We start from the raw sequence: 23,218 nt of genomic DNA on the forward strand, positions 1-23,218 counted from the left end.
CGTACCCGCCGACCAGCGGGATGCCCGTACGGGAGACCTATGGGACGACCACGATCTTCCGGCCGATCCCCGACGCGAACTGTTCCAGTGCCTGCGGGTACTGCTCCAGCGGCAGCCGGTCGCTGATGAACACGTCCGGATCGAGCACTCCGCCCGCGAACAGTTCCGCCGCCCGTTCGAAGCTGTGCAGGACCGCCATCGAGCCGGTGATGGTGATCTCCTGGTTGTAGATCCGGTACGGGTCGATGGTGACCCGGGCCGCGTAGTCGGCGACGCCGAACTGCAGAAACGTCCCGGCCTTCGCGACCCGGCCCAGGCCGTCCTGGATGGCCGCCGCGTTGCCCGTGGCGTCCACCACCAGGTCCCAGCCCTGCGGCCGGTCCAGTTCGTCGGGGGTCGCCGCCGCCCCGGAGACCCCGAGCCGCCGTGCCGTCTCCAGGCGCCCGGCGTTCAGGTCCACCACGTCGATGCTCGCGGCGCCGGTCCGTTTGGCCAGCTCCAGCATCATCAGGCCCATGGTGCCCGATCCGTAGATGAGCACATGTGCGCCCAGTCGGGACTGGAGCACGTCGTAGCCGCGCACCGCGCAGGACAGGGGTTCCACCAGAGCGGCGTCGGCGGTGCGGATGTGCTCGGGGAGCTTCACACAGTTCGCGACGGGCGCCAGCGCGTACTGGGCGGCGCCACCGGCCGTGGTGACACCGATCGCCGCCCACCGTTCGCACAGGTTGTTGTGGCCGTTGCGGCAGTACCGGCACTCGTGGCAGTACAGCGACGGGTCGACCGCGACCTGGTCGCCGGGCGCGACCTCGGTGACCTGGGTGCCGACGGCGACCACCTCGCCCGCGAACTCATGGCCCGGCACGATCGGCAGCTTCGGCGCGAACTCGCCCTGGAGGATGTGCAGATCCGTGCCGCACAGTCCACAGGCGGCGACCTCCACGACCACCTCGCGCGGTCCCGGCGTCGGGTCCGGGACCTCGGCGACGACGGCCCGGCCCACGGACTCGATGACGGCGGCCTTCATTTCACGGCTCCCAACGACAGACCCTGGACCAGCTTGTCCTGGGCGGCGAACCCCGCGGCGAGCACCGGCAGGGAGATCACGAGCGACGCGGCGCACACCTTCGCCAGGAACAGGCCCTGACTGGTGATGAAGCTGGTCAGGAAGACGGGCGCGGTCTCCGCCACGACACCGGTGAGCACCCGCGCGAACAGCAGTTCGTTCCAGCTGAAGATGAAACAGATCAGGGCGGTCGCCGCGATCCCGGGCAGGGCGATCGGCGCCACGACACGCCCGAGGACCGTCGGGAGTCGCGCCCCGTCGACCCGCGCGGCCTCGATGATCGCTACTGGTACTTCGGACAGGAACGACTGCATCATCCACACCGCGATCGGAAGGTTCATCGAGGTGTAGAGGATGACCAGCAGCCAGATGTTGTCCAGCATGTTCACGTTCTTGGCGAACAGATAGATCGGCAGCAGACCCGCCACCACCGGCAGCATCTTGGTCGACAGGAAGAAGAACAGGACATCCGTCCACTTCCGCACCGGCCGGATCGACAGCGCGTACGCGGCCGGCAGCGCCAGCACCAGGACCAGCAGCGTCGACGCGACCGAGGCGACCGTCGAGTTGACCAGCGACGGCCAGGGGCTCGCCCCGCCGCCCGCGCCGAAGAACTCCCGGTAGCCGTCCAGGGTGAGCGCGGCCAGGAAGGACGGCGGATTGGTCGCCGCGTCCTGTTCGGAGTGGAACGACGTCAGCGCCATCCAGGCGATCGGCAGGAAGAAGACGATCCCGGCCAGCCAGGCCACCAGACCCAGACCGAGGCCCTTGCGCTTGCGGACGCGTACGGCGGCGGTGCTCATGCGCGGCCCACCTCCTCGCGGAACAGGGACGACACCACGCGCAGGGCGAAGGTCGCGATGATGATCGAACCGATGACCACCAGCACACCGGCGGCGGACGCGAGGCCGTTCTCATGTGCCTGGTAGAAGCTCTGGTAGACGGTGTACGGCAGGTTCGCGGTGCCGAGGCCGCCCGAGGTGATCGTGAACACCGCGTCGAAGTTCTGCACGATGTAGATCGAACCGAGCAGAGCGCCCAGTTCGAGATAGCGGCGCAGATGCGGCAGCGTCAGATGGCGGAAGATCTGCCAGTCGCTGGCGCCGTCCACCCGCGCGGCCTCGATCTGCTGCTGATCACGGCTCTGGAGCCCCGCCAGCAGGATCAGCATCATGAACGGCGTCCACTGCCACACGAGGGCCGCCTCCACGGCCAGCAGCGGCGTGTTGGAGATCCAGTCGGGCTGCGGCCCGCCGACATAGCCGAGCAGACCGTTCAGCAGGCCGTACTCGGGGTTGTACAGGACGTGCTTCCACAGCAGCGCCGCCGCCACCGGGACGACCAGGAACGGGGCGATCAGCAGCGTGCGGACCACGCCCCGGCCCTTGAAGCGGCGGTCCAGCAGCAGCGCCAGCAGCAGCCCGAGGACCAGGCTCGCCAGCACCACCGCCACCGTCAGCAGGATCGTCGTCCACACCGAGCGGCGCAGGTCGGCGTCGCCGAGCACCTCGGAGTAGTTGCCGAACCCGGTGAAGCTGCGGGCGTCCGGGTAGAGCGCGTTCCAGTCGAAGAAGGAGATCACCAGTGTGGCCACGAACGGCAGCTGGGTGACCGCGATCATGAAGACCAGGGCGGGCAGCAGCGGTGCACGGGTCGTCCATGCCTTGAGCCGGGCGGGCGGACGCGGGGGGTCCGTACGGACGGAAGGAGTGGCCACGGGGGCTGTGGTGGTCGCGCTCATCGTCCCTCGTACTCCTCTGCGATCTCTTCGGCGAGCTGCTGGGACCGGTCGAGGGCGTCCTCCACGGACTGGCGTCCGGCGATGGCCGCGCTGATCTCCTGGGACACCTTGGTGCCGAGATCGGTGAACTCGGGGATGCCGACGAACTGGATGCCGGGCGCCGGGCGCGGCTGCACCCCGGGATCGTCCGGTCGTGCGCCTTCGATCGCTTCCCTGGTCATCTCCTGGAAGGCGGCGGCCTCCGCGCGGTAGTCCGGGTTCGCATAGGTGGAAGCGCGTTTGCCTGCGGGCACGTTCGACCAACCGATCTGATCGCCGACCAGTTGCTCGTATTCCGTGCTCGACGCCCAGGAGACGAACTGCCATGCCTTGTCGGGGTTGCGGGAGCTGTTCTGGATGCCCCAGGCCCAGGTGTAGAGCCAGCCGGAGGACTCGGTCCGCTCCACCGGAGCGGGCGCGTACCCCACATTCCCCTTGACAGGTGAGCCATCGGCCTCCAAGGACCCGGCCGCGGAGGTGGCGTCGTACCACATGGCGACCTTGCCCTGGGTCATGTTGTTGAGGCACTCGGCGAAGCCGGACTGGGCGGCGCCGGACTCGCCGTGCTCGCGCACCAGGTCGACATAGAACTTCGTCGCCTTCTGCCACTCCGGGGAGTCCAGGCGGGCGTTCCAGTCCTGGTCGAACCAGGTGCCGCCGAAGGTGTTCACGACCGTGGTGAGCGGTGCCATCACCTCGCCCCAGCCGGGCAGTCCGCGCAGACAGATGCCCTTCATGCCCTCCTCGGCGCCGTCGAGCCGCGCGGCGAGGTCCGCGACCTCGGTCCAGGTGGGGGCGGCGGGCATGGTGAGGCCCTCCTGTTCGAAGATGTCCTTCCGGTACATCAGGAAGGACGACTCGCCGTAGAAGGGCTGGCCGTAGAGCTTGCCGTCCTCGCCGGTCAGCGACTGGCGCATGGGCACCAGGACGTCCTGTTCGTCGTAGCCCGGGTCGTCGGCGACATAGGAGTCCATCTCCTTCAGCCAGCCGTTGCGGGCGTAGATCGGTATCTCGTAGTTGGACAGCGTCGCCACGTCGTACTGGCCGGCCTGGTTGGCGAAGTCCTGGCTGATCTTGTCGCGGACGTCGTTCTCCGGCAGCGTCGTGAAGTTCACCTTGATGCCGGTCTCCGCGGTGAAGTGCTCTGCGGTGAGTTTCTGCAACTCGACCATCTGCGGGTTGTTCACCATCAGGACATTGATGGCGTCGCCGCCGGAGCCGGACCCGCCCGCCCCGACCCAGCAGCCGGAGAGCAGCGGGGCGAGCAGCGTCCCTGCGGCGGCCGTGGCGAGCATGTCTCGCGGCCTCCGTCGGCTCTGGGTTCGCATGGTTCGCTCCTGAAGATATAGGGACATAAGGGGCGTGATGGGGGATGAGGAGGCGCCCCTCGGAGGGAAGGGGAGAGGGGGGAAGGGGAGAAGGGAGGGGGTGGGGAGAGGTGCGGGGGAGGAGGGGGAGAGCGGTGGGTGGGGAGGGTGGATCGGTTGATCGAATGATCAGTTGGTTGATCGGTTGGTTGATCGGTCGGTCGGGTGCTCAGACGCGGATGACCTGCGGTCCCAGCAGTGAGTAGCGGTGGGCCTCCGTCGACGGCAGGAGCGTGCTGGTCACGATCGCCTCCAGCGTGCCGATCTCCGCGAACCGGCAGAAGCTGACCGCGCCGAACTTGGTGTGCACCCCCGCGAACACCGTCCGCCGCGCCGCCCGCACCGCCTGCGCCTTGACCTCGCTGACGGCCGGGTCGGGCGTGGTCAGACCGTGCTCGCGGGAGATGCCGTTGGCGCCGATGAAGGCCAGGTCCACCACGAACCCGGCGAGCATCTTCGTCGTCCAGTGGTCCACGGTCGCCAGCGTCCCGGAGCGCACCCGTCCGCCGAGCAGCAGCACGGAGAAGCCGTCCGCCCCGGCGAGCGCGCCCGCGACCGGCAGGGAGGCGGTGACCACGGTCAGCGGCCGGTCCCGGGGCAGCGCCTCCGCGATCAGCTGCGGCGTGAACCCCTCGTCGACGAAGACGGTCTCGGCGTCCCCGAGCAGGTCGGCCGCCGCGGCGGCGATCCTGCGCTTCTCGGGCACATGGCTGGTGGCCCGGAAGGCGAGGGTCGTCTCGAACCCGGCGCTCTCCACGGGGTAGGCGCCGCCATGGGTGCGGCGGACCAGCCCGTGGTCCTCCAGGGCCCGCAGATCCCGCCGGACGGTCTCCTTGGCCACGCCGAGTTCCTCGGCGAGCGCGTTGACGTCGACCGAGCCCGCGCGGCGCGCCGCCAGCACGATCTCGCGCTGGCGTTCCTCCGCGGTCCTCGCCGTCATGGCCGACACCTGCCTCTGCCTCTGTTCGCCTTTGATCGCACCGTGCGTCCGGGCCCGGTGCCCGTTCGGGCCCGTCGGGTCCTTGGGGGATGTTCTACAGCGGCCGTCCGGCGCTCACCAGGTCTGTCGCGGGCCCGATCCTGCCCGTATGTGCCCGACTGCGGCTGGCGCCTGCCCGTCGCGGACCAGCACGGTTGCGGTGGCGGGTGGGGGATCGGGCGGCTCGCGTGCCCGAATCGGGTGATCGCGGGGCCCGTTCACGGCCCGATCGGCGTCGGCGCGCGGCCGGGGCGCGGCGGGTGGCGGGGAGTTGATGGGGGCGGGGTGTTCGTACGGGCGTGGGTGCGGTGTTCGTACGGGCAGGGGCGTGATGTTCGTTCGAGCACGGGTGGGGGCGAACGGGCAGGAACGGTCAGGGGGTGCGGGGTGGGGGAGGGGCGCCGGGGGAGGTGTGACGGGTGGGGGGCCTCTGTGCGGGTGGGGTGTGTTGGGTGATCGTTCGTTCGGGTGGGCGATCGATCACCGTGGGGTGGGTGGGTGACCGTTCGTGCGGGTGGGTGGGCGGTTGTTGCGCGTGAGGTGTGTGGTGATCAGCCGTGTGCGGTGAGTCGATGACCGTGTGCGTGCGGTCGGTGTGCGGTCGATCGCGTGGGTGGATGAGTGACCGTTCGCACAGGCGGGTGAGTGAACAGTCGTGTGGGGCGTGAGCGAACGATCCTGTGGGCGGGGGTGATCGTTCGCGCAGGGCGAGTGTGCGAACGTTCGCGCGGGGCAGGTTGGGGCGTCCCGGTGGTGGGGGCGTCGCCTGGGGCGGGCCGGTTGGTCAGTACGGCCAGATCGGGGGGTCCGTCACGAAGGGGCCGCCCAGGTAGGCGTGCGCCTCGTTGTCCGGGTCCAGTTCGCCCTGCGCGGCGATCAGTTTCTCGGCGAACGGTTCGGAGTCGTCCTGCGGGGCGTAGCCGAGGGCCCGCGCGGAGGTGAGGTCCCACCACAGCCGCGTGTTCGCGGAGGAGCCGTAGACGACCGTGTGGCCGACCTCGGCGGCGCTCAGGGCGGCGTGGAAGAGCCGCGCGCCGTCGGCCGGGCTCATCCAGACCGAGAGCATCCGCACACTGGTCGGTTCGGCGAAACAGGAGCCGATCCGCACGGAGACGGTCTCCATGCCGTACTTGTCCCAGTAGAACTGCGCGAGATCCTCGCCGAACGCCTTGGACAGGCCGTAGAGGGTGTCGGGGCGTCGTGGCGTGTCGACCGGGATCAGGGGGTCGGTGTCCAGGGGGCGGGGCGTGTAGCCCACCGCGTGGTTGGAGGAGGCGAAGACGATCCGGGCCACGCCCGCCTCGTGCGCGGCCTCGTAGAGGTGGTAGGTGCCCTCGATGTTCGATCTGAGGATCTTCTCGAACGGGGCCTCCAGGGAGATCCCGGCCAGGTGCAGGACCGCGTCGACACCGCGCACCGCCTCGCGCAGAGCCGCCTTGTCGTTCAGATCGGCGGTGATCGCCTCCGGGGCGCCCTCGACCGGCCGGACGTCGAACAGGCGGAGCGTGTAGCCGTACGCGGGGAGCAGTTCGCGCATCAGGGTGCCGAGTCCCCCGGCGGCGCCGGTGAGCAGAACGGTGCGGGGCGTGGGCATCCTCGGTCTCCTCGGCTGGCCGGTGGCGGCGATTCCCTGTTCCTGACCGGTCAAGACCGTTCAGGGGAGCCGCATGTGTAGACGTGATTCACATTCGTGGACACGCTAAGGAGGGGTGCGGGGACTCGTCAAGTACCCGGCCCGGCTGGGGAATCCGCTGGTGTGTCCGGGGTTGACGCGCTTGACCGCCCCCATGGTGCCGTCTTAGCGTGAGTGAGTTCAGAAACATGGACGCAGATCATGAATATGGACTAGGGAGAGCCCGTGACGACAGCGCCCCTCGCCGACCGCCTCCGTGCCCCCAGCGGGCCGCTGTTCTTCCCCGTCACGGCCTACGGACCGGACGGACAGGTCGACCTCGACGTCTACCGCGCCCATGTGCGCGGCGGAGTCGAGGCCGGGGCCGCCGCGGTCTTCGCCTGCTGCGGCACCGGCGAGTTCCACGCGCTCACCCCCGAGGAGTTCGCGCGCTGCGTCCAGGCCGCCGCCGAGGAGACCGCCGGGCGCGTCCCCGTCGTCGCGGGCGCGGGCTACGGCACCGCCCTCGCCGCGCGCTACGCCCGGCTCGCCGCCGACGCGGGCGCGGACGGACTGCTCGCCATGCCGCCCTATCTCGTCGTCGCCGGGCAGGACGGACTGCTGCGGCACTACCGCGACATCGCCGCCGCCACCGACCTGCCCGTCATCGTCTACCAGCGCGACAACGCCGTATTCACGCCCGAGACGGTCGTCGCGCTCGCCCGCACCGACGGGATCATCGGCTTCAAGGACGGACTCGGCGACCTCGACCTCATGCAGCGCGTGGTCAGCGCCGTACGCCTCGAAGGGCTCGCGGACTTCCTGTACTTCAACGGACTGCCCACCGCCGAACAGACCCAGCTCGCCTACGGCGGCATCGGCATCGACCTGTACTCGTCCGCCGTCTTCTGCTTCGCCCCCGAGATCGCCCTCGCCTTCTTCCACGCCGCGGCCACCGGCGACCGCGACACGGCCGAGCGCCTCCTGGACGGCTTCTACAAGCCGTTCGTCGAACTCCGCGCCCAGGGCCGGGGCTACGCCGTCTCCTTGGTCAAGGCGGGCGTCCGGCTGCGCGGTCTGGACGTCGGCGAGGTCCGCCCGCCGCTGCACGAACCCACCGAGGACCACCTCAAGCAACTCGTCCGGCTCATCGAGCGCGGCCACGCGCTCCTGGAGGAGAACGCGTGAGCACCGCGCATACGGCCCCCGTGGCGGAGGCCGCTCCTTTGGAGGCGTCCGCGTTCGTGTACCCCTGGGACATCAACGGCGACCCGCGCGCCGCCGCAGCCGTGGCCGACCTCGGTGTCCGGAGCGCCACCCTGGCCGCCGCCTACCACTCCACCCGCGCCCTGACCCCCCGCCACCCCCGGCACCGCGTGGTCACCGCCGGGCACAGTGCCGTGCTCTACCCGCCCGGCGACCACTGGGCGGGCCGCGCACCGCGCCCCCGCGCGGCGGGCGACTGGGCGCCGGGCGACGCCTTCGGCGAAGCCTCCGCCGCGCTCACCGCGGCCGGTCTGGAGGTGCACACCTGGGTCGTCCTCGCGCACGACTCCGCGCTCGGCGCCGAACACCCGGACACCTCCGTCGTGAACGCCTACGGCGACCGCTACCCCTGGGCGCCCTGTATCGCCCAGCCCGCCACCCGCGCCTACCTCGTCGCCCTCGCCGCCGAGGCGGCCGTGCGGCCCGGGGCGCACGGCACCGAACTGGAGTCCCTCGGCTGGTACGGCCTGGCCCATCTGCACGCCCACGACAAGACCGCCGGCGTCGCCCTGGGCGACGCCGGGCAGTACCTGATGTCGCTCTGCTTCTGCCCCGACTGCCGCACGGGCTACGGCGAGCAGGGCCTCGACCCCGACCGGCTCGCGCGGGCCGTACGCACCGCCTTGGAACCGGTCTGGCGCGGCGGCCCCTCCGACGGGGCCTGGAACGGGGTCGGGAAGCTCCTCGGGCGCACCACCGCCGACGCCACGCGCGCCTGGCGCGACCGCACCGCCCGCAGCCTCCAGGAGTCCGTCGTCACGGCCGTCCGCGCGGCGGCGCCCGACGGCTTCCAGGTCCTCCTGCACGCCGACCCGGTGTCCTACCACTGCGGCGCCAACGCCGGAGTCGACCCCGCGCACATCCTGTCCGTCGCCGACGGCGTGGTCGTGCCCTGCACGGGCGGCGCCGGGGCGCTGGTTCCGTTCGCGCGGCACGCCCGCGCGGGCCAGGTGCTCGCCGCCAACCTCACCGTGGTGTCCGGCATGGGCGGCAGCCCCGCCACCCTCGCCCGGGACGCGGCACGCGCGCGGGTACTGGGCGCGACCGGACTGCGCCTCTATCACGTCGGACTGGCGTCCGACGCCGATCTGGCGGCCGTCCGCGCGGCGCTGCGCTCCAGCTGAAGGGCCGTCAGTAGCAGCACCGGACCGACGAGCAGCAGCAGCGGCGCGTACGGCACCGCGCCGACCAGGGCGGCGCCCACGCCCAGACCGATCACGTTCGGCGCGAACATCATGGTGCTCGCGGTGGCGGACGCCCGGCCCAGCACGGCGTCCGGCACCGCCCGCTGCACCGCCGTGAGCGCGGCGATCAGCACACAGGGCAGCCCCGCCCCGACCGCCACGCCCGACACCAGCGCCGCCGCGTCGTACGGCACCGCCCGCAGCAGCACCGCCCCGCCCGTCAGCGCGATGCCCGCCGCCGCGAAACGCCGCGCCCCCAGCCGCCGCAGCGCCGGTCCCGCCGCCACCCCGGCCAGCACCGACCCCGCCCCCTGCACGGCCGCCAGCAGCCCCGCGTACGCGGGGGAGCGGCCCAGGCCCGCCACGACGGCGTACACCAGTGCCCCGTTCACGCCCGCGCACAGCATCGTCGCGCCACCGGCCAGCACCAGCGGGCGCAGCGCCGGACGCGCCCACAGCTCCCGCCCGCCCCCGGCCGTCCGCGCCCACCAGCCCTCCACGGGCCGCTCAGGGGCCGCCTCCCGCACCCGCACACCGGCGATCAGGACGGCCGCCAGCACACATGTCACCGCGTCCAGCACGGCCACGGCCGCGCCGCCGTACGCGGTGTACAGGCCCGCGCCCACGAGCGGCGCCGTCAGCTTCATGCCCTCGGTGGCGGTCATACGCAGCCCGTTGAAGTCGCCGAGCAGCTCCTCCGGGATCACCGAGGGCATCAGCGCCGCCTCGGCCGCGTCGCTGAGCACCGCCGTCGTCCCGTACGCCAGCAGGACCGCGAGGATCAGCCACACCCCGTCCGGGGAGTCGACGGTCACCAGGACCGGCAGCAGCACGGCCATGGCCAGGTTCAGCCCGACGAGCAGGGGCTTGCGGCGCACCCGGTCGGCGAGCGGACCCAGCAGCGGCCCGGCGACCACCGGCGCCCACATCGCCAGCAGGCACAGCGCCGCCAGGGCGTCCGAACCGGTCAGGTCCTTCACCCACACCCCGGCCGCCAGCCACAGCGCGTTCGTGCCGAAACCGTTCACCAGCACCGCGCCCAGATAGCGGCGCGCCCGGCGGTCCCGGAGCAGCCGTGCGCCCGTCCATGTCGTCGTCATGCCTGGTCATGGTGGGGCTAAGGCGGCGCCGCCGGGATCGGGCGGATGCCCTAGGAGCGGCGTCCGCGCGGCGCGGGGGAACGGCCGCACATGAGGCGCCCGAGACGGCCGACGGGCATCGCATAGGGGGGCGAGGAGGCACAGGCCGGGGTCGACGCGAACCCGCGCCACGACGGGCACTGGCGGAGTGGGCGATGAGTTTCGGCCGTCGGGACGGTCCCCCTCTTGAGAGGCGTGCCCACTCGGCGTCATCCGGCGCCATCCGGTGTCATGGGGCGCCGTGCCCGCTCATCGGCACGGGAATCGCGACCCGTGGACACGGGAAGTGCACGCACCCGGCATCACCAAGAACGCCCCCGCCCGTCCGTCCAGGAGGCCCGTCATGACCGACCCCGCGTTCGACTTCGGCCCGCAGTCCACGATCGTGGCCCGGCTGGCGGCCGGTGTCCGCGACGAACAGCTCGCCGACCCCACACCCTGTCCCGACCTGGCCGTACGCCATCTCCTGGGGCACCTCGCCGGACTCTCCGTCGCCTTCCGGGACGCCGGGCGCAAGCAACTGGGCGAGACGACCGACACCAGCCCCGGCGACCACCGGCCGGACATCGCCCCCGGCTGGCGCGACGACCTGCCCGCCGCCCTCGGCGGACTCGCCGACGCCTGGCGCGACCCCGACGCCTGGACCGGCATGACCCGCGCGGGCGGCGTCGATCTGCCCGCCCAGGTCGCGGCGGCGGTCGCGGCCGACGAACTGGTCATCCACGCCTGGGACCTGGCCCGCGCCACCGGCCAGCCCTACGCACCCGACCCGGCCGCCTTGGAGGCCGCCCACACGTTCCTGCTCGCCGCCGCCGATGACCCCGGCCGGGGCAACGGCCTCTTCGGACCGGTCGTCACGGTGCCCGACGACGCACCGCTGCTGGCCCGCGCGGTCGGCCTCAGCGGCCGTGACCCCCACTGGAAGCCCTGACACGGCCACGCGGCCCTGGACAGCTCCCCCGGCGGGCGGGGCGTGCGGTGGCCGACACGCCGCGACACGCCGCGATGCGCCTGCGAGGGCCGCTCATATGTCCCGCACAGGCGCGTCGCGACCGGATCAGTCCGCGAGGGCGGCCTCCATCGCCGCCTTGGCCACCGGCGCCGCCAGCCCGTTGCCGCTCACCTCGGAGCGGGCCGCGTCCGACTGCTCCACCACCACGGCCACGGCCACTTCCTTGCCGTTGGTGTCGGACTTGGCGTACGACGTGAACCAGGCGTACGGCGTCTGGCTGTTGTTCTCGCCGTGCTGCGCCGTACCGGTCTTGCCGCCGACCGTCGCGCCGGAGATCTGCGCGTTCGAACCGGTGCCGTCCTGGACCACGGTCTGCATGGCTGATTGCAGCTGCTCGGCGGTGGAGGTGCTGACGATCCGCTCCGTGGACGTGTTGTCGTCGTAGTTCTCCAGCGTGTCGCCGTTGCTGTCGGTGATCTGGGACACCATGTGCGGCGAGACCAGCTCACCGCCGTTGGCGATGGCCGCCGACACCATCGCGATCTGGAGCGGCGTGGCGGTCACCTCGAACTGGCCGATCCCGCTCAGCGCGGTCTGCGGCTCGTCCATGTCCGCGGGGTACACGCTCTCGTACGCCCGCACCGGCACGTCCTGTTCGGCGTCGTTGAAACCGAACTTCTCCGCCATGTCCCGCACCTTGTCCTGCCCCAGGTCGACGGCCATCTTGCCGAAGACGTTGTTGCAGGAGTACTGGAGCGCGACCCGGATCGTGGCGTTCTCACAGGGCGCCGACTTGTTCTCGTTGGTGAGGTCGTCGCTGGACAGCGGCAGGTCGTACGGGTCGGGGCTGTCCGTGCGCTCGTCCACCGACGCGTACAGGCCGTCCTCCAGCGCCGCCGCCGCGACCACCAGCTTGAACGTGGAACCGGGCGGCAGCGGCTGGCGCAGCGCGCGGTTGGTCATCGGCTTGTCCTCGGCCCCGGTGAGCTGCTGCCAGACGTCCGTGTTGCCGGTGGTGATCTCGTCGGGGTCGTACGACGGCGTCGAGACCACCGCGAGGATCTTCCCGCTGGCCGGGTCGATCACCACGGCGGCGCCCCGCTTGTCGCCCAGCGCGTCGTACGCCGCCTTCTGCACGGCCGGGTCGATCGTGGTGACCACGTCGCCCGGGTCGGCGCGCTTGCCGGTGACCGTGTCCATCACGTTCTTCAGCCGGGTGTCCGTGCCGTCCAGCACGTCCTGGTAGATGCCCTCCAGTTGGGTGGCGCCGTAGACCTGGGAGCTGAAGCCCGTGACCGCCGCGTACAGCGGGCCGTCCACATACGTGCGCTTGTACGCCAGGTCGCCGCCGGTGGTTCTGGCCGAGCCGGTGATCGCCTCGCCGGCCACGATGATGTTGCCGAGCGGGGCGCTGTACAGCTCGATCGCGTTCCGCCGGTTGTCCTTGCCGTCCGCGAGGGCCTGTCCGTCGTAGAACTGCACCCATGTCGCCCTGACCAGCAGGGCGAGCACCAGGAGCAGTGAGAAGACGGAGGCTCGCCTGATCGTCTTGTTCATCCCGCTCCTTCAGACGATCGGAGCGGACCTGAACGTTCCCTTCCGTATGGCTTTCTCATGGAACGCTCATCCGAACAGAGTCGCGCTGCTCGGATGATCAGAACGACGACCAGGGCGATCAGGACGACCAAGGTGACCAAGACCGTCGCAGCGGGCCGTGCGGTCGGGAGCGGACCTGTTCGGATGAGCGAGTGTTGAGCGAATGATCAGTTCGTGCTCAAGGGCGGTACGGCCCGTACAGCCCCGTCGCCGTCCAGGGTCAGCACGACCTCGGCGATCTCCTCGCTCCGTGCCTGCGCGAACCCGCGCTCCCGCCCGGTGACCCGGAAACCGCACTTGGCCAGCACTCGCAGCGACCCCGCGTTGTCCGCCGCCGCGCGGGCTTGCAGCGGGCGCTCCGTCACCTCGGCCAGCAGCAGCCGCAGCGCGGCCGTCGCGACGCCCTGCCCCCAGTACGCCCGGTCGATCCAGTACGTCACCTCGCGCTCGCCCGGATCGCCGTACACCGCCGCGCTGCCCACCACGTCACCGTCCACCAGAACCGTCCGGTTCACCACGCCGGGTGTCGCGCGGATGCGCCGCCAGTGGGCCTCGAAGGCGTCCCGGTCGGCCGGGTCCTCGGCCGTGAAGGCGGCCATGTGCAGCGACTCGGGATCGTTCGTCTGCCGGAAGAACACCGGCAGGTCGCTGTCGTGGACCGGGCGCAGGGCGACCTCGGCGGCAGGTGCGGGGCGCAGCCAGGGCGCCTCCTGGTCCCGGTCCGGGGCGTCTGTCGGCCACGAGGGGCCGGTCGCTCCCGCTGTTTCCACGCGTTCCGTATGTTCCACCGTCACAGCCTCCGTGTTGCCAGGGTCAGCCGGTCGCGCGCGTCGAACAGCGCGTCCTTGACCATCTGCTCATGCGCCGGGGTGAGCCGCGCCACCGGGATGGAGCAGCTGATCGCGTCCCGCGCGGGTGTGCGGTAGGGGATCGCCACACCGAAACACCGCAGGCCCAGGGTGTTCTCCTCGCGGTCGACCGCGTAGCCCTGCTCGCGCACCTGGTGCAGTTCCTCGATCAGTTTCTCGCGGTCTGTGATCGTGTGTTCGGTCAGCGCGGGGAGCGTTTCGGGCAGCAGCTTGCGCACTTGTTCGTCCGTGCAGGTGCTCAGCAGGGCCTTGCCGAGGGAGGTGGAGTGGGCGGGCAGCCTGCGGCCGACGCGGGTGAAGGGGCGCAGGTAGTGCTGCGACTGGCGGGTGGCCAGATAGACCACATTGGTGCCGTCCAGCCGGGCCAGGTGGATGGTCTCGGTGGTGTCGTCGGAGAGCCGGTCGAGGGTCGGGCGGGCGACCGCGACCACCTCGTCGCCGTCGATGTACGACGTGCCCACCAGCAGGGCGCGCACCCCGATGCCGTAGCGCGTGCCCGTGGCGTCCGTCTCGACCCAGCCCAGCTCGACGAGGGTGCGCAGCAACATGTAGAGGCTGGACTTGGGATAGCCGACGGCCTCCTGGACCGCCGCCAGGGAGTGCATACCGGGGCGCCCGGCGAAGTACTCCAGCAGCTCCACCGTCCGCACCGCGGACTTGACCTGTGCCCCACCGCCCGTATCGCCTGCCGACATCGCCCTTGACCCCTTCGTTCGCCGGGAAATAGTCTCCGAGCGGGTGAAGTTCATCATCAGAGACAGCGTTCAGTATATCGAACAGGCTCTGCGGGATGCCGGGAGATGCCGTACATAGTGCGGCATATTCGCGGTCCGGCACCACGTTTCGGCACCACCTCGCAGCACCGCGTCGATACGCGGCACCTCTGCGGGACACCTCTGCACGACACCTATGCACGACGTTCAGGCACTACGTTTCAGCACCATGTCTCGGAACTACGTGCGGCACTACATGTGAAGGGACCCGCGGTGGCAGCAGCACCAGTCTGGAGCGTCGACCCCCGTACCGGGAAGCAGCGGGAACAGGTCGCCGTGGAGGCGACCCCCGCGGAGGTGGACACCGCCGTACGGGCCGCGTACGCCGCCCGGGACACGCTCGCCGACCGGACCGTCCGCGCGGCCTTCCTGCGCACCGCCGCCGACCGCCTGGAAGCCGCGCGGGCCGCCCTGGTGGAGGCCGCCGACGCCGAGACCGCCCTCGGACCGGTCCGGCTCACCGGCGAACTCGCCCGCACGTGCCACCAGTTGCGCGCCTTCGCCGGGATCGTCGACGAAGGCGCCTTCCTGGACGTCGTGATCGACCACCCCGACGCCACCGCCACCCCGCCCGTGCCCGATCTGCGCCGCCACAAGGTGCCGCTCGGCGTGGTCGCCGTCTACTCCGCCTCCAACTTCCCCTTCGCCTTCTCCGTCCCCGGCGGCGACACCGCCAGCGCCCTCGCCGCGGGCTGCCCCGTCGTGGTCAAGGCCCACCCCGACCACCCGGCCCTGTCCGAACTCGTCGCCAAGGTGCTGCGTACGGCCGCCGCCGAGCACGGCATCCCCGAGGACGTGCTAGGCCTGGTGCACGGCTTCGCTGCCGGGGTCGAACTGATCAAGCACCCGCTGGTCGCCGCCGCCGGTTTCACCGGCTCCGTGCGCGGCGGACGGGCCCTGTTCGACGCCGCCGCCGCGCGGCCGGTGCCGATCCCCTTCCACGGCGAACTGGGATCGCTCAACCCGGTCGTGGTCACCGAGGCCGCCGCCGCCGAGCGGGCCGAGGAGATCGGTGAGGGACTCGCCGGATCGATGACCCTGGGCGTCGGCCAGTTCTGTGTGAAGCCGGGACTGGTCCTTGTTCCTACGAGCACATCCGGTGATCGTTTGATCGGTTCGCTCATGGACGCGGTCAGCAAGGTGGAGGCCGGGGTCCTGCTCGACCACCGGATGCGTGACAACTTCGTCGCCGGGGTCGCCGAGCGCGCCAAGCTGGACGACGTGGAGTCGCCGGTGACGCCGGGCGCGGGCGGCGAGCACACCGTCGGCGCCGGATTCCTCACCGTCCCCGCGGCCCGGCTGAGCACCGCCGGCGACCACGACCTGCTCCTGGAGGAGTGCTTCGGGCCGGTCACCGTCGTGGCCCGCTACACCGACGACAGCGAGGTCAAGGCCGTCCTGTCCCGGCTGCCGGGCAACCTGACCGCGACCGTCCAGCTCTCCGGGGCGGAGGCCGCCGGGGAAGGGCTCGGCGCGTCCATCCTCGCCGAGCTGACCCCGCTGGCCGGGCGCGTGCTCGTCAACGGCTGGCCGACCGGCGTCGCCGTCGCGTCCGCCCAGCATCACGGCGGGCCCTACCCGGCGACCACCTCCACCTCCACGTCCGTCGGCGGCACGGCCATCGAGCGCTGGCTGCGCCCGGTCGTGTACCAGAACGCCCCCGCGGCCCTGCTCCCCGCCGAACTGCGCGACGACAACCCGCTCGGACTGCCCCGCCGCTTCAACGGCACGCTGGAGCGCTGACCCGGGGGCCGGTCCGCGCGGGGCGGCCTCCGCCGGGGAGCCCGAGGGAGCGGGCGGAGGACCAGGGGCGGCGCCCCGGCGTGAGCGGGCGCGCACGGCCTGGAAGAATCCCGCCATGGAACTGGAACTCCCCGAACTGCCGTTCGCCCTGCGCACCTACGGCCCCGACGGTCACTGGTCGTACGAGGACGGCGTCCTCACCGGATGGGCGGGCGCCCGGCAGGACCGGTTCGTACCGCCCACCGGCGAGTCCCTGGAACCGGCCGCCGACGCGCCCCGACTGCTCGGCGCGCCCGTCGGCGACTTCCAGCTGATCGCCCGCGTCACGGTCGGTTTCGCCGCCACCTTCGACGCCGGAGTGCTGTACGTGCAGGTCGGCGAGCGGGCCTGGGCGAAACTCTGCCTGGAGTACTCGCCGGACGTGCCCACCGTGTGCACGGTCGTCACCCGTGGCCACTCCGACGACGCGAACTCCTTCACCGTGGAGGGCAGCTCCGTCTGGCTCCGGGTGAGCCGGACCGGCCGTTCCTTCGCCTTCCACGCCTCCCGCGACGGCGAGCACTGGACCTTCGTCCGGCTGTTCACGCTGGGCGACACCGAGGAGACCGGCGCCGCGCTGGTCGGCTTCATGACCCAGTCGCCGATGGGGGAGGGGTGTGTCGTGACGTACGACCATCTGGAGTTCCGGGCCGTGTGGCCGAGCGATCTGCGGGACGGCAGCTGACCGGGGGCGCCGGCCGAAGGCACATCGATTGATCGAACGCGCATCTGCTGATCGAAGGTGCGTCGATCGATCAGAGGTGCACCAATTGGTCGGGGGTGCATCGGTCGGTCGGAGGTGCGCTGGTCGATCGGCGGCTCTATGGCCGGTCGGATCGCAACCGATCGATCGGAATGAAACCGATCGATTGAACGTTCACCGATCACGGTGGAGGGTGCCTCCACCGCCCCAGCCGCCTATCGGGAGAGAATCGAGACCCATGCGCGTCGAGATCTGGAGCGACATCGCCTGCCCCTGGTGCTACGTGGGCAAGGCCCGCTTCGAGAAGGCGCTCGCGGCCTTCCCGCACCGCGACCAGGTGGAAGTGGTGCACCGGTCGTTCGAACTGGACCCCGGCCGGGCCAAGGGCGACATCCAGCCCGTGATCACCATGCTCACCAAGAAGTACGGCATGAGCGAGGCGCAGGCCCAGGCCGGTGAGGACAATCTCGGCACGCAGGCCGCCGCCGAGGGCCTCGCCTACCGCTCCCGGGGCCGGGACCACGGCAGCACCTTCGACATGCACCGGCTGCTGCACCTCGCCAAGGAGCACGGCCGCCAGGGCGAGCTGATCCAGCTCCTGTACGAGGCCAACTTCGCCGAGGAGCGGTCCGTCTTCGACGACGGGGAACGCCTGGTCGAGATCGCCACCACCGCCGGACTGGACCCGGAGGAGGTGCGCGCGGTGCTCGCCGACCCCACCGCCTACGCCGACGACGTGCGCGCCGACGAACGCGAGGCCGCCCAGCTCGGCGCGAACGGGGTCCCCTTCTTCGTCCTGGACCGCAAGTACGGCGTGTCGGGCGCCCAGCCCGCCGAGGTGTTCACCCGCGCGCTGTCCGAGGCGTGGGGCGAACGCTCCCCGCTGCAATTGCTCGACCAGGACGGCGACGGCGGCGACACCTGCGGTCCCGACAATTGCGCGGTTCCGTCCCGCCCCTGAGCGTTCGTTCACGGAACGATCAGCCCAGAGCGATCAGACCGGAACGATCAGATCGGAACGGTCACACCAGAAACGCTCGGACCGGAGCCCGGGGATCGGAACCCGCAGATCGGAAACCGCAGGCCGGGACTCATCCATAAGCGTTCCTAAGGCGATCCCCCCAGAATCGCGTGATGGACTTCGACATACGGTGCCCGCACAGTGGTGCCATGGAGACCTTCGAGAGCCTCGTCCATGCCGAGTTCACCCCGAAGAACACCTACCTGAACACCGCGAGCAACGGCCTGCTCCCGGCCCGTACCGTCGCCGCCCTGGAGCGGGCCGTACGGATGCGGGCCGAAGGCGTTCCCCTGGGCCCGCTCTACGAGGACGTGGAGGCTGTGCGGGCGAGTGTCGCCCGGCTGGCCGGGGTGCCCGCCGCGCGGGTCGCCGCCGGGGCGTCCGTCGCGGAGTTCGGCGCGCTGATCGCCGCCGCGCTGCCCGCCGGGGCCGAGGTGCTCACCGCCGAGGCCGACTTCGCCTCCCTGGTGAACCCGTTCCACATGCGCGGCGATCTCAAGGTCCGGTCCGTGCCTCTGGAGCGGCTCGCCGAATCCGTCCGGGCGGAGACCGCGCTCGTCGCGGTCAGCGTCGTCCAGTCCGCGGACGGGCGGCTCGCCGACCTGACCGCGGTCCGGGAGGCGGCCCGCGCGGTGGGCGCCCGCGTGTATCTCGACGCCTCCCAGTCCCTCGGCTGGCTCCCGGTCGACGCGGACACCTACGACTTCCTGGCCGCCGTCGGCTTCAAATGGGTGCTCGGTCCGCACGGGGCCGCGTTCTTCGTGGTGCCGGAGGACCTCGGCGAGCTGACGCCGCTGCTCGCCGGGTGGGTCGCCGGGGAGGCCCCCTGGGACAGCTGCTACGGCCCCGTGGAGCAGCTCGCCCGTTCCGCGCGCCGCTTCGACATCAGCCCCGCCCTGTTCACCCATGCCGCGCTCCGGGCCTCCCTGGACCTCGTCGAGGAACTCGGTGTCGCCGCCGTGCACGCCCATGACGTCGCCCTCGCCGACCGCTTCCGCGCGGGTCTGCGCGACCTGGGCCATGTGCCGGTCCCGGCGCCCGGCTCTGCGATCGTGTCCGTGCCCGGCCTCGGCGGGCACCAGACGAGGCTGAGCGCGGCGGGCATCGAGGTCTCCGACCGGGCGGGCAACCTGCGTGCCGCGTTCCACCTCTACAACACGCCCGACGACGTGGACCGCCTGCTCGACGCGCTGTCGGGGTGAGCCCGCCCGGGGCGTGTCGCCCCGGAACACGACGGCGGGCCCGCCGCCCCGATCGGGACGGCGGGCCCACCCACAGGCGCGGCGCCGGCAGGGCACGGGCAAGGGCGCCGGACCAGGGCTCCGGGTCAGGGCTCCGGCTCAGCGCACCGGGGTGAAGTCCCGCGCCCCGATGAACTCCGGACGCCGCACAGGCGCCGCGAACGGCTCCACCGCCGCGTTGTCCACGCTGTTGAAGACGAGGAACACATTGCTGCGCGGGAACGGGGTGATGTTGTCGCCCGAGCCGTGCATGCAGTTGCAGTCGAACCAGGTCGCCGAGCCCGCCCGGCCGGTGAACAGCCGGATGCCGTACTCGCCCGCCATGGTGGTGAGCGCCCCGTCCGAGGGGGTCCCGGCGTCCTGCATCTGGAGCGACTTCTTGTAGTTGTCCTTCGGCGTGGCGCCCGCACAGCCGAGGAACGTGCGGTGCGAGCCCGGCATGATCATGAGCCCGCCGTTGGTGTCATGGTTCTCGGTCAGCGCGATCGACACGGACACCGCCCGCATGTGCGGGAGACCGTCCTCGGCGTGCCAGGTCTCGAAGTCGGAGTGCCAGTAGAAGCCGCTCGCGCCGAAACCTGGCTTGACGTTGATCCGGGACTGGTGGACGTACACGTCCGAGCCGAGGATCTGCCGGGCCCGTCCGACGACCCGCTCGTCCCGGACGAGCCGGGCGAACACCTCACTGATCTTGTGCACTTCGAAGACCGAGCGGATCTCCTGCGAGCGCGGCTCGATGATCGAACGCTCATCGGTCCTGATCGCCGGGTCCGCGATGAGCCGTTCCAGTTCGCGCCGGTACACGGCCACCTCGTCGTCGCTGATCAGTTGATCGATCGCGAGGAAGCCGTCCTGTTCGTAGCCGCGCAGCTCGGCCGCCGCGATCGGACCCGGGGTGCCCGGGGCGCCCCAGACGACCGGGTCCTTGCGGGGGACGGTCACCTCGGTGGCGCCGCGGCTGGGGTACAGATCGGTGATCGTGGTCATGGCGGTCACACCTCCTCGGGTTCGGGTTCCGTGAGCAGCGGATAGACGCCGTTCTCGTCGTGGTCCTCCCGGCCGGTGACCGGCGGGTTGAACACACAGATGCAGCGGAAGTCCTCCTTGACCTTGAGCGTGTGCCGCTCGTGGCCGTCGAGGAGGTACATGGTGCCGGGCGTGATCGTGTGGGTCAGCCCGGACTCGTGGTCGGTCAGCTCGGCCGCGCCCTCGACGCAGACCACGGCCTCGATGTGGTTCGCGTACCACATCGACGTCTCGGTGCCGGCGTAGAGGATCGTCTCGTGCAGCGAGAAGCCGACGCGCTCCTTGGCGAGCACGATGCGCTTGCTCTCCCAGGTGCCGGACGCGGCCCTCACATGCCGGTCTGTGCCTTCGATCTCCTTGAACGATCGGACGATCACGGTGGTGCGATGCCTCCTTGGACGGGACGGACGGGACGGACGGATGAGATGGATCGGATGGACCAGGTGGACCGGACGGTCGGATGGATCAAGTCTCTTGACCGGACTGACCGGACTGACCGGACGGATCAGATAGACCAGATAGATCAGATCCGATCCGATCAGGTGAACCAGAACGATCAGGTGGTCTCGCGTACCGCGCGGGACAGTGTCCTCAGGCCCTCGTCCAGCTCCTGCGGGGTGATGGTGAGCGCGGGGAGCAGCTTGACGACCTCGCCCTCGGGGCCGGACGTCTCGATCAGCAGCCCGAGTTCGAACGCGCGGCGGGCGATCCTCCCAGCCCGCTCCTTGTCGTGGAACTCCACGCCCCACACCAGCCCGCGCCCGCGGTACTCCTTGATGTCGGCGAGGTTCTCCTCGGTGAGGGAGATCAGTGCGCGTTCGATCTGTTCGCCGCGCTCACGGGTCTGCTTCTCCATGGCCGAGCCGTCGGCCCAGTACGTCTCCAGGGCGGCCGTGGCGGTCACGAACGCGGGGTTGTTGCCGCGGAAGGTGCCGTTGTGCTCGCCCGGCTCCCAGACGTCCAGCTCCGGCTTGAACAGGCACAGCGACATGGGCAGCCCGTAGCCGCTGATCGACTTGGACACGGTCACGATGTCCGGGGTGATCCCGGCCTCCTCGAACGAGAAGAACGCGCCGGTCCGGCCGCAGCCCATCTGGATGTCGTCGACGATCAGCAGCATGTCGCGCCGCTCGCACAGCGCCGCCAGCGAGCGCAGCCACTCCGGACGGGCCACATTGATGCCGCCTTCGCCCTGCACGGTCTCCACGATGACCGCGGCGGGCTGGTTGAGTCCGGAGCCCTGGTCTTCGAGGAGCCGTTCGAACCAGAGGAAGTCCGGCACCCGGCCGTCGAGATAGTGGTCGAACGGCATGGGCGTGCCGTGCACCAGGGGGATACCGGCCCCGGCGCGTTTGAACGCGTTGCCGGTCACGGCGAGCGAACCGAGCGACATTCCGTGGAACGCGTTGGTGAAGGACACGATCGCCTCGCGGCCCTTGACCTTCCGCGCCAGTTTCAGCGCGGACTCCACGGCGTTGGTGCCGGTGGGGCCTGGGAACATCACCTTGTACGGCAGATCGCGCGGACGCAGCACCAGGTCCTGGAAAGCGCACAGGAACGAGCGTTTCGCCGTGGTCGACATGTCGAGGCCGTGGGTCACGCCGTCGCGCGTCAGATAGTCGATGAGCGCGCGTTTGAGCACGGGGTTGTTGTGGCCGTAGTTGAGTGACCCGGCACCGGCGAAGAAGTCCAGATACCGGTGGCCGTCCTCGTCGTACATCAGGCTGCCCCGCGCACGGTCGAACACGGTGGGCCACCCGCGGCAGTAGCTGCGCACCTCGGACTCCAGCGTCTCGAAGATGCTCAGATCGGGCTGGGTGATGGTCACGGTGAATCGCTCCTCAGTGCGAAGGGCCTCGATGCGGCCGGGTGGTCAGCGGGCCGATGCGGTGAAGGACCTCGGGGGCGTGCGGGCCGTCCGGGAACAGCCCCGTGTCGAACAGCACCTCGCGTTCGACCGGGGCGCCGTGCCGGTCGGCGTAGGAGGCGAACAGCCGCTCGGAGGCGGTGTTGCCGGGGGTGACGGTGGTCTCGACATGGGTCAGCGGATGCCCGGCGGCGATCCGCGCGGTGAGTGCGTCCAGCAGTCGCGCGGCGAGCCCCCGCCCCCGGTACGCGGCGTCCACCGCCACCTGCCACACCAGCAGCGTGCCCGGCCGGTCCGGCCTGAGGTACCCGGTCACGAACCCGACGGGTGTGCCGTCCCCGGTACGGGCCACGGCCGTGGTCGCCGCGAAGTCACGGCACCACAGCAGATAGGCGTACGACGAGTTCAGGTCGAGATTCCCGGATTCCTTGGCGAGTCGCCACAGTGCCGCCCCGTCGGCCACCGACGGACGGTCGATCTGCAGGTCTGCTTGTGCGACAGTCATGCGAATTGAATTTAGCGAGGTAAATTTGAAATTTCATGGCCGACGGCGCTTGGGGGCGGAGCGGTCCTGTGTTATCGCGCGGGCGGGTGGGCGTGCGCGAGTCGGCTGAGTGATTGTGGGGATTTGGCATGAATAAATCGTGATAAAAGGTGTGGATTGTGGAACGCATCACAATCATGTAACCCCCGTGGACGGGGTCTGGATCGCCCTCTTGAAGTTCGCGAAATCTTAGTGTTTACGTGCCGGGATACCGGGCAGAAGATGAGGGATTACTGCTCTCATTTAAATCTTAGAATTCGATTCGTATTCTCAGGAGTTCTCAGTGGATCGAAGGGGGGTCGGAGGGGGATTGGGGGGGTGCCTGCGGGGCGGGAATCATTTCCGGGGGTGGGGTCCGATGGATTCCTGGGGGCGTTTCCCAGGGGTGTTCCGGGACCGTTCCCGTGCGGCCCGGCGGTGTTCCTTCCGGCTGTGAGACCCTCGTGCGCGA

Annotated in this window: 21 protein-coding genes; 7 read left to right on the forward strand and 14 right to left on the reverse strand. The window is 70.7% G+C overall.

Features of this window, described 5'->3' with window-relative positions; all coding sequences use genetic code 11:
* Nucleotides 1-37: 37 nt before the first annotated feature.
* The 6 genes from AB0D49_RS30970 to AB0D49_RS30995 all read right to left on the reverse strand — a co-directional run bounded on the left by AB0D49_RS30970 (nt 38) and on the right by AB0D49_RS30995 (nt 6,786).
* A complete protein-coding gene (locus AB0D49_RS30970) occupies nt 38-1,027 on the reverse strand; it encodes a zinc-dependent alcohol dehydrogenase family protein (RefSeq protein WP_362763701.1) in 990 nt (329 codons plus the stop codon).
* Nucleotides 1,024-1,869 carry a carbohydrate ABC transporter permease gene (locus AB0D49_RS30975; protein WP_362763704.1) on the reverse strand — a complete coding sequence of 282 codons (846 nt, stop codon included), beginning with the start codon at nt 1,867-1,869 and terminating at the stop codon, nt 1,024-1,026. The genes AB0D49_RS30970 and AB0D49_RS30975 overlap by 4 nt, the downstream gene beginning before the upstream one ends.
* Nucleotides 1,866-2,807: a sugar ABC transporter permease gene (locus AB0D49_RS30980; RefSeq protein ID WP_362763707.1), complete on the reverse strand. Its 942-nt coding sequence runs from the start codon at nt 2,805-2,807 to the stop codon at nt 1,866-1,868. The genes AB0D49_RS30975 and AB0D49_RS30980 overlap by 4 nt, the downstream gene beginning before the upstream one ends.
* Entirely contained in the window at nt 2,804-4,174 is a 1,371-nt protein-coding gene (locus tag AB0D49_RS30985; RefSeq protein WP_362763710.1) for a sugar ABC transporter substrate-binding protein, read from the reverse strand. The genes AB0D49_RS30980 and AB0D49_RS30985 overlap by 4 nt, the downstream gene beginning before the upstream one ends.
* Before the next feature lie 208 nt (nt 4,175-4,382).
* A complete protein-coding gene (locus AB0D49_RS30990) occupies nt 4,383-5,153 on the reverse strand; it encodes a DeoR/GlpR family DNA-binding transcription regulator (protein ID WP_362763712.1) in 771 nt (256 codons plus the stop codon).
* 823 nt (nt 5,154-5,976) lie between these two features.
* Complete coding sequence (locus AB0D49_RS30995) at nt 5,977-6,786, reverse strand: NAD(P)-dependent oxidoreductase (RefSeq protein WP_362763715.1); 810 nt, start codon at nt 6,784-6,786, stop codon at nt 5,977-5,979.
* 264 nt (nt 6,787-7,050) lie between these two features.
* On the opposite strand from AB0D49_RS30995, the gene AB0D49_RS31000 reads away from it, so the two are divergent.
* Complete coding sequence (locus AB0D49_RS31000; RefSeq protein WP_362763718.1) at nt 7,051-7,992, forward strand: 5-dehydro-4-deoxyglucarate dehydratase; 942 nt, start codon at nt 7,051-7,053, stop codon at nt 7,990-7,992.
* Nucleotides 7,993-8,030: 38 nt separating this feature from the next.
* Complete coding sequence (locus AB0D49_RS31005; protein WP_362763973.1) at nt 8,031-9,194, forward strand: hypothetical protein; 1,164 nt, start codon at nt 8,031-8,033, stop codon at nt 9,192-9,194.
* Here the strand turns inward: AB0D49_RS31005 and AB0D49_RS31010 are convergent.
* Nucleotides 9,131-10,354 carry an MFS transporter gene (locus AB0D49_RS31010; protein WP_362763720.1) on the reverse strand — a complete coding sequence of 408 codons (1,224 nt, stop codon included), beginning with the start codon at nt 10,352-10,354 and terminating at the stop codon, nt 9,131-9,133. The two genes, AB0D49_RS31005 and AB0D49_RS31010, sit on opposite strands and share 64 nt — an antisense overlap.
* A 382-nt stretch (nt 10,355-10,736) precedes the next feature.
* Here AB0D49_RS31010 and AB0D49_RS31015 point away from each other — a divergent pair, with 382 nt between their 5' ends.
* The gene (locus AB0D49_RS31015; protein WP_362763723.1) at nt 10,737-11,324 is read left to right on the forward strand and encodes a TIGR03086 family metal-binding protein; all 588 of its coding nucleotides are present in this window, start codon (nt 10,737-10,739) and stop codon (nt 11,322-11,324) included.
* Nucleotides 11,325-11,450: 126 nt separating this feature from the next.
* Here the strand turns inward: AB0D49_RS31015 and AB0D49_RS31020 are convergent, their stop codons facing one another.
* The 3 genes from AB0D49_RS31020 to AB0D49_RS31030 form a co-directional block, all read right to left on the reverse strand.
* The gene (locus tag AB0D49_RS31020) at nt 11,451-12,902 is read right to left on the reverse strand and encodes a penicillin-binding transpeptidase domain-containing protein (RefSeq protein ID WP_362763726.1); all 1,452 of its coding nucleotides are present in this window, start codon (nt 12,900-12,902) and stop codon (nt 11,451-11,453) included.
* Between the two features lie 206 nt (nt 12,903-13,108).
* On the reverse strand, nt 13,109-13,639 hold the full coding sequence (locus tag AB0D49_RS31025; RefSeq protein ID WP_362763975.1) for a GNAT family N-acetyltransferase: 531 nt from the start codon (nt 13,637-13,639) through the stop codon (nt 13,109-13,111).
* 92 nt (nt 13,640-13,731) lie between these two features.
* Nucleotides 13,732-14,505 carry an IclR family transcriptional regulator gene (locus AB0D49_RS31030; protein WP_362763729.1) on the reverse strand — a complete coding sequence of 258 codons (774 nt, stop codon included), beginning with the start codon at nt 14,503-14,505 and terminating at the stop codon, nt 13,732-13,734.
* A 291-nt stretch (nt 14,506-14,796) separates the two neighbouring features.
* On the opposite strand from AB0D49_RS31030, the gene AB0D49_RS31035 reads away from it, so the two are divergent.
* From AB0D49_RS31035 to AB0D49_RS31050, 4 genes are all read left to right on the forward strand, one after another.
* Nucleotides 14,797-16,326, forward strand: a complete 1,530-nt coding sequence (locus AB0D49_RS31035) for an aldehyde dehydrogenase (NADP(+)) (protein WP_362763732.1) — start codon at nt 14,797-14,799, stop codon at nt 16,324-16,326.
* Between the two features lie 115 nt (nt 16,327-16,441).
* A complete protein-coding gene (locus AB0D49_RS31040) occupies nt 16,442-17,050 on the forward strand; it encodes a DUF1349 domain-containing protein (RefSeq protein WP_362763734.1) in 609 nt (202 codons plus the stop codon).
* Nucleotides 17,051-17,306: 256 nt separating this feature from the next.
* On the forward strand, nt 17,307-18,029 hold the full coding sequence (locus AB0D49_RS31045; RefSeq protein WP_362763737.1) for a DsbA family oxidoreductase: 723 nt from the start codon (nt 17,307-17,309) through the stop codon (nt 18,027-18,029).
* Nucleotides 18,030-18,238: 209 nt separating this feature from the next.
* The gene (locus tag AB0D49_RS31050) at nt 18,239-19,291 is read left to right on the forward strand and encodes an aminotransferase class V-fold PLP-dependent enzyme (protein WP_362763978.1); all 1,053 of its coding nucleotides are present in this window, start codon (nt 18,239-18,241) and stop codon (nt 19,289-19,291) included.
* Between the two features lie 138 nt (nt 19,292-19,429).
* Here the strand turns inward: AB0D49_RS31050 and thpD are convergent, their stop codons facing one another.
* The 4 genes from thpD to ectA all read right to left on the reverse strand — a co-directional run bounded on the left by thpD (nt 19,430) and on the right by ectA (nt 22,728).
* Nucleotides 19,430-20,317: an ectoine hydroxylase gene (gene thpD / locus AB0D49_RS31055; protein ID WP_362763740.1), complete on the reverse strand. Its 888-nt coding sequence runs from the start codon at nt 20,315-20,317 to the stop codon at nt 19,430-19,432.
* Between the two features lie 5 nt (nt 20,318-20,322).
* Nucleotides 20,323-20,733: an ectoine synthase gene (locus tag AB0D49_RS31060; protein ID WP_362763743.1), complete on the reverse strand. Its 411-nt coding sequence runs from the start codon at nt 20,731-20,733 to the stop codon at nt 20,323-20,325.
* A 179-nt stretch (nt 20,734-20,912) separates the two neighbouring features.
* Entirely contained in the window at nt 20,913-22,184 is a 1,272-nt protein-coding gene (gene ectB, locus AB0D49_RS31065) for a diaminobutyrate--2-oxoglutarate transaminase (RefSeq protein WP_362763746.1), read from the reverse strand.
* Between the two features lie 13 nt (nt 22,185-22,197).
* Nucleotides 22,198-22,728, reverse strand: a complete 531-nt coding sequence (ectA, locus tag AB0D49_RS31070) for a diaminobutyrate acetyltransferase (RefSeq protein ID WP_362763749.1) — start codon at nt 22,726-22,728, stop codon at nt 22,198-22,200.
* Nucleotides 22,729-23,218: the final 490 nt, after the last annotated feature.

Origin of the sequence: Streptomyces sp. NPDC048290, assembly GCF_040652095.1 — a bacterium.
GTDB lineage: Bacteria > Actinomycetota > Actinomycetes > Streptomycetales > Streptomycetaceae > Streptomyces.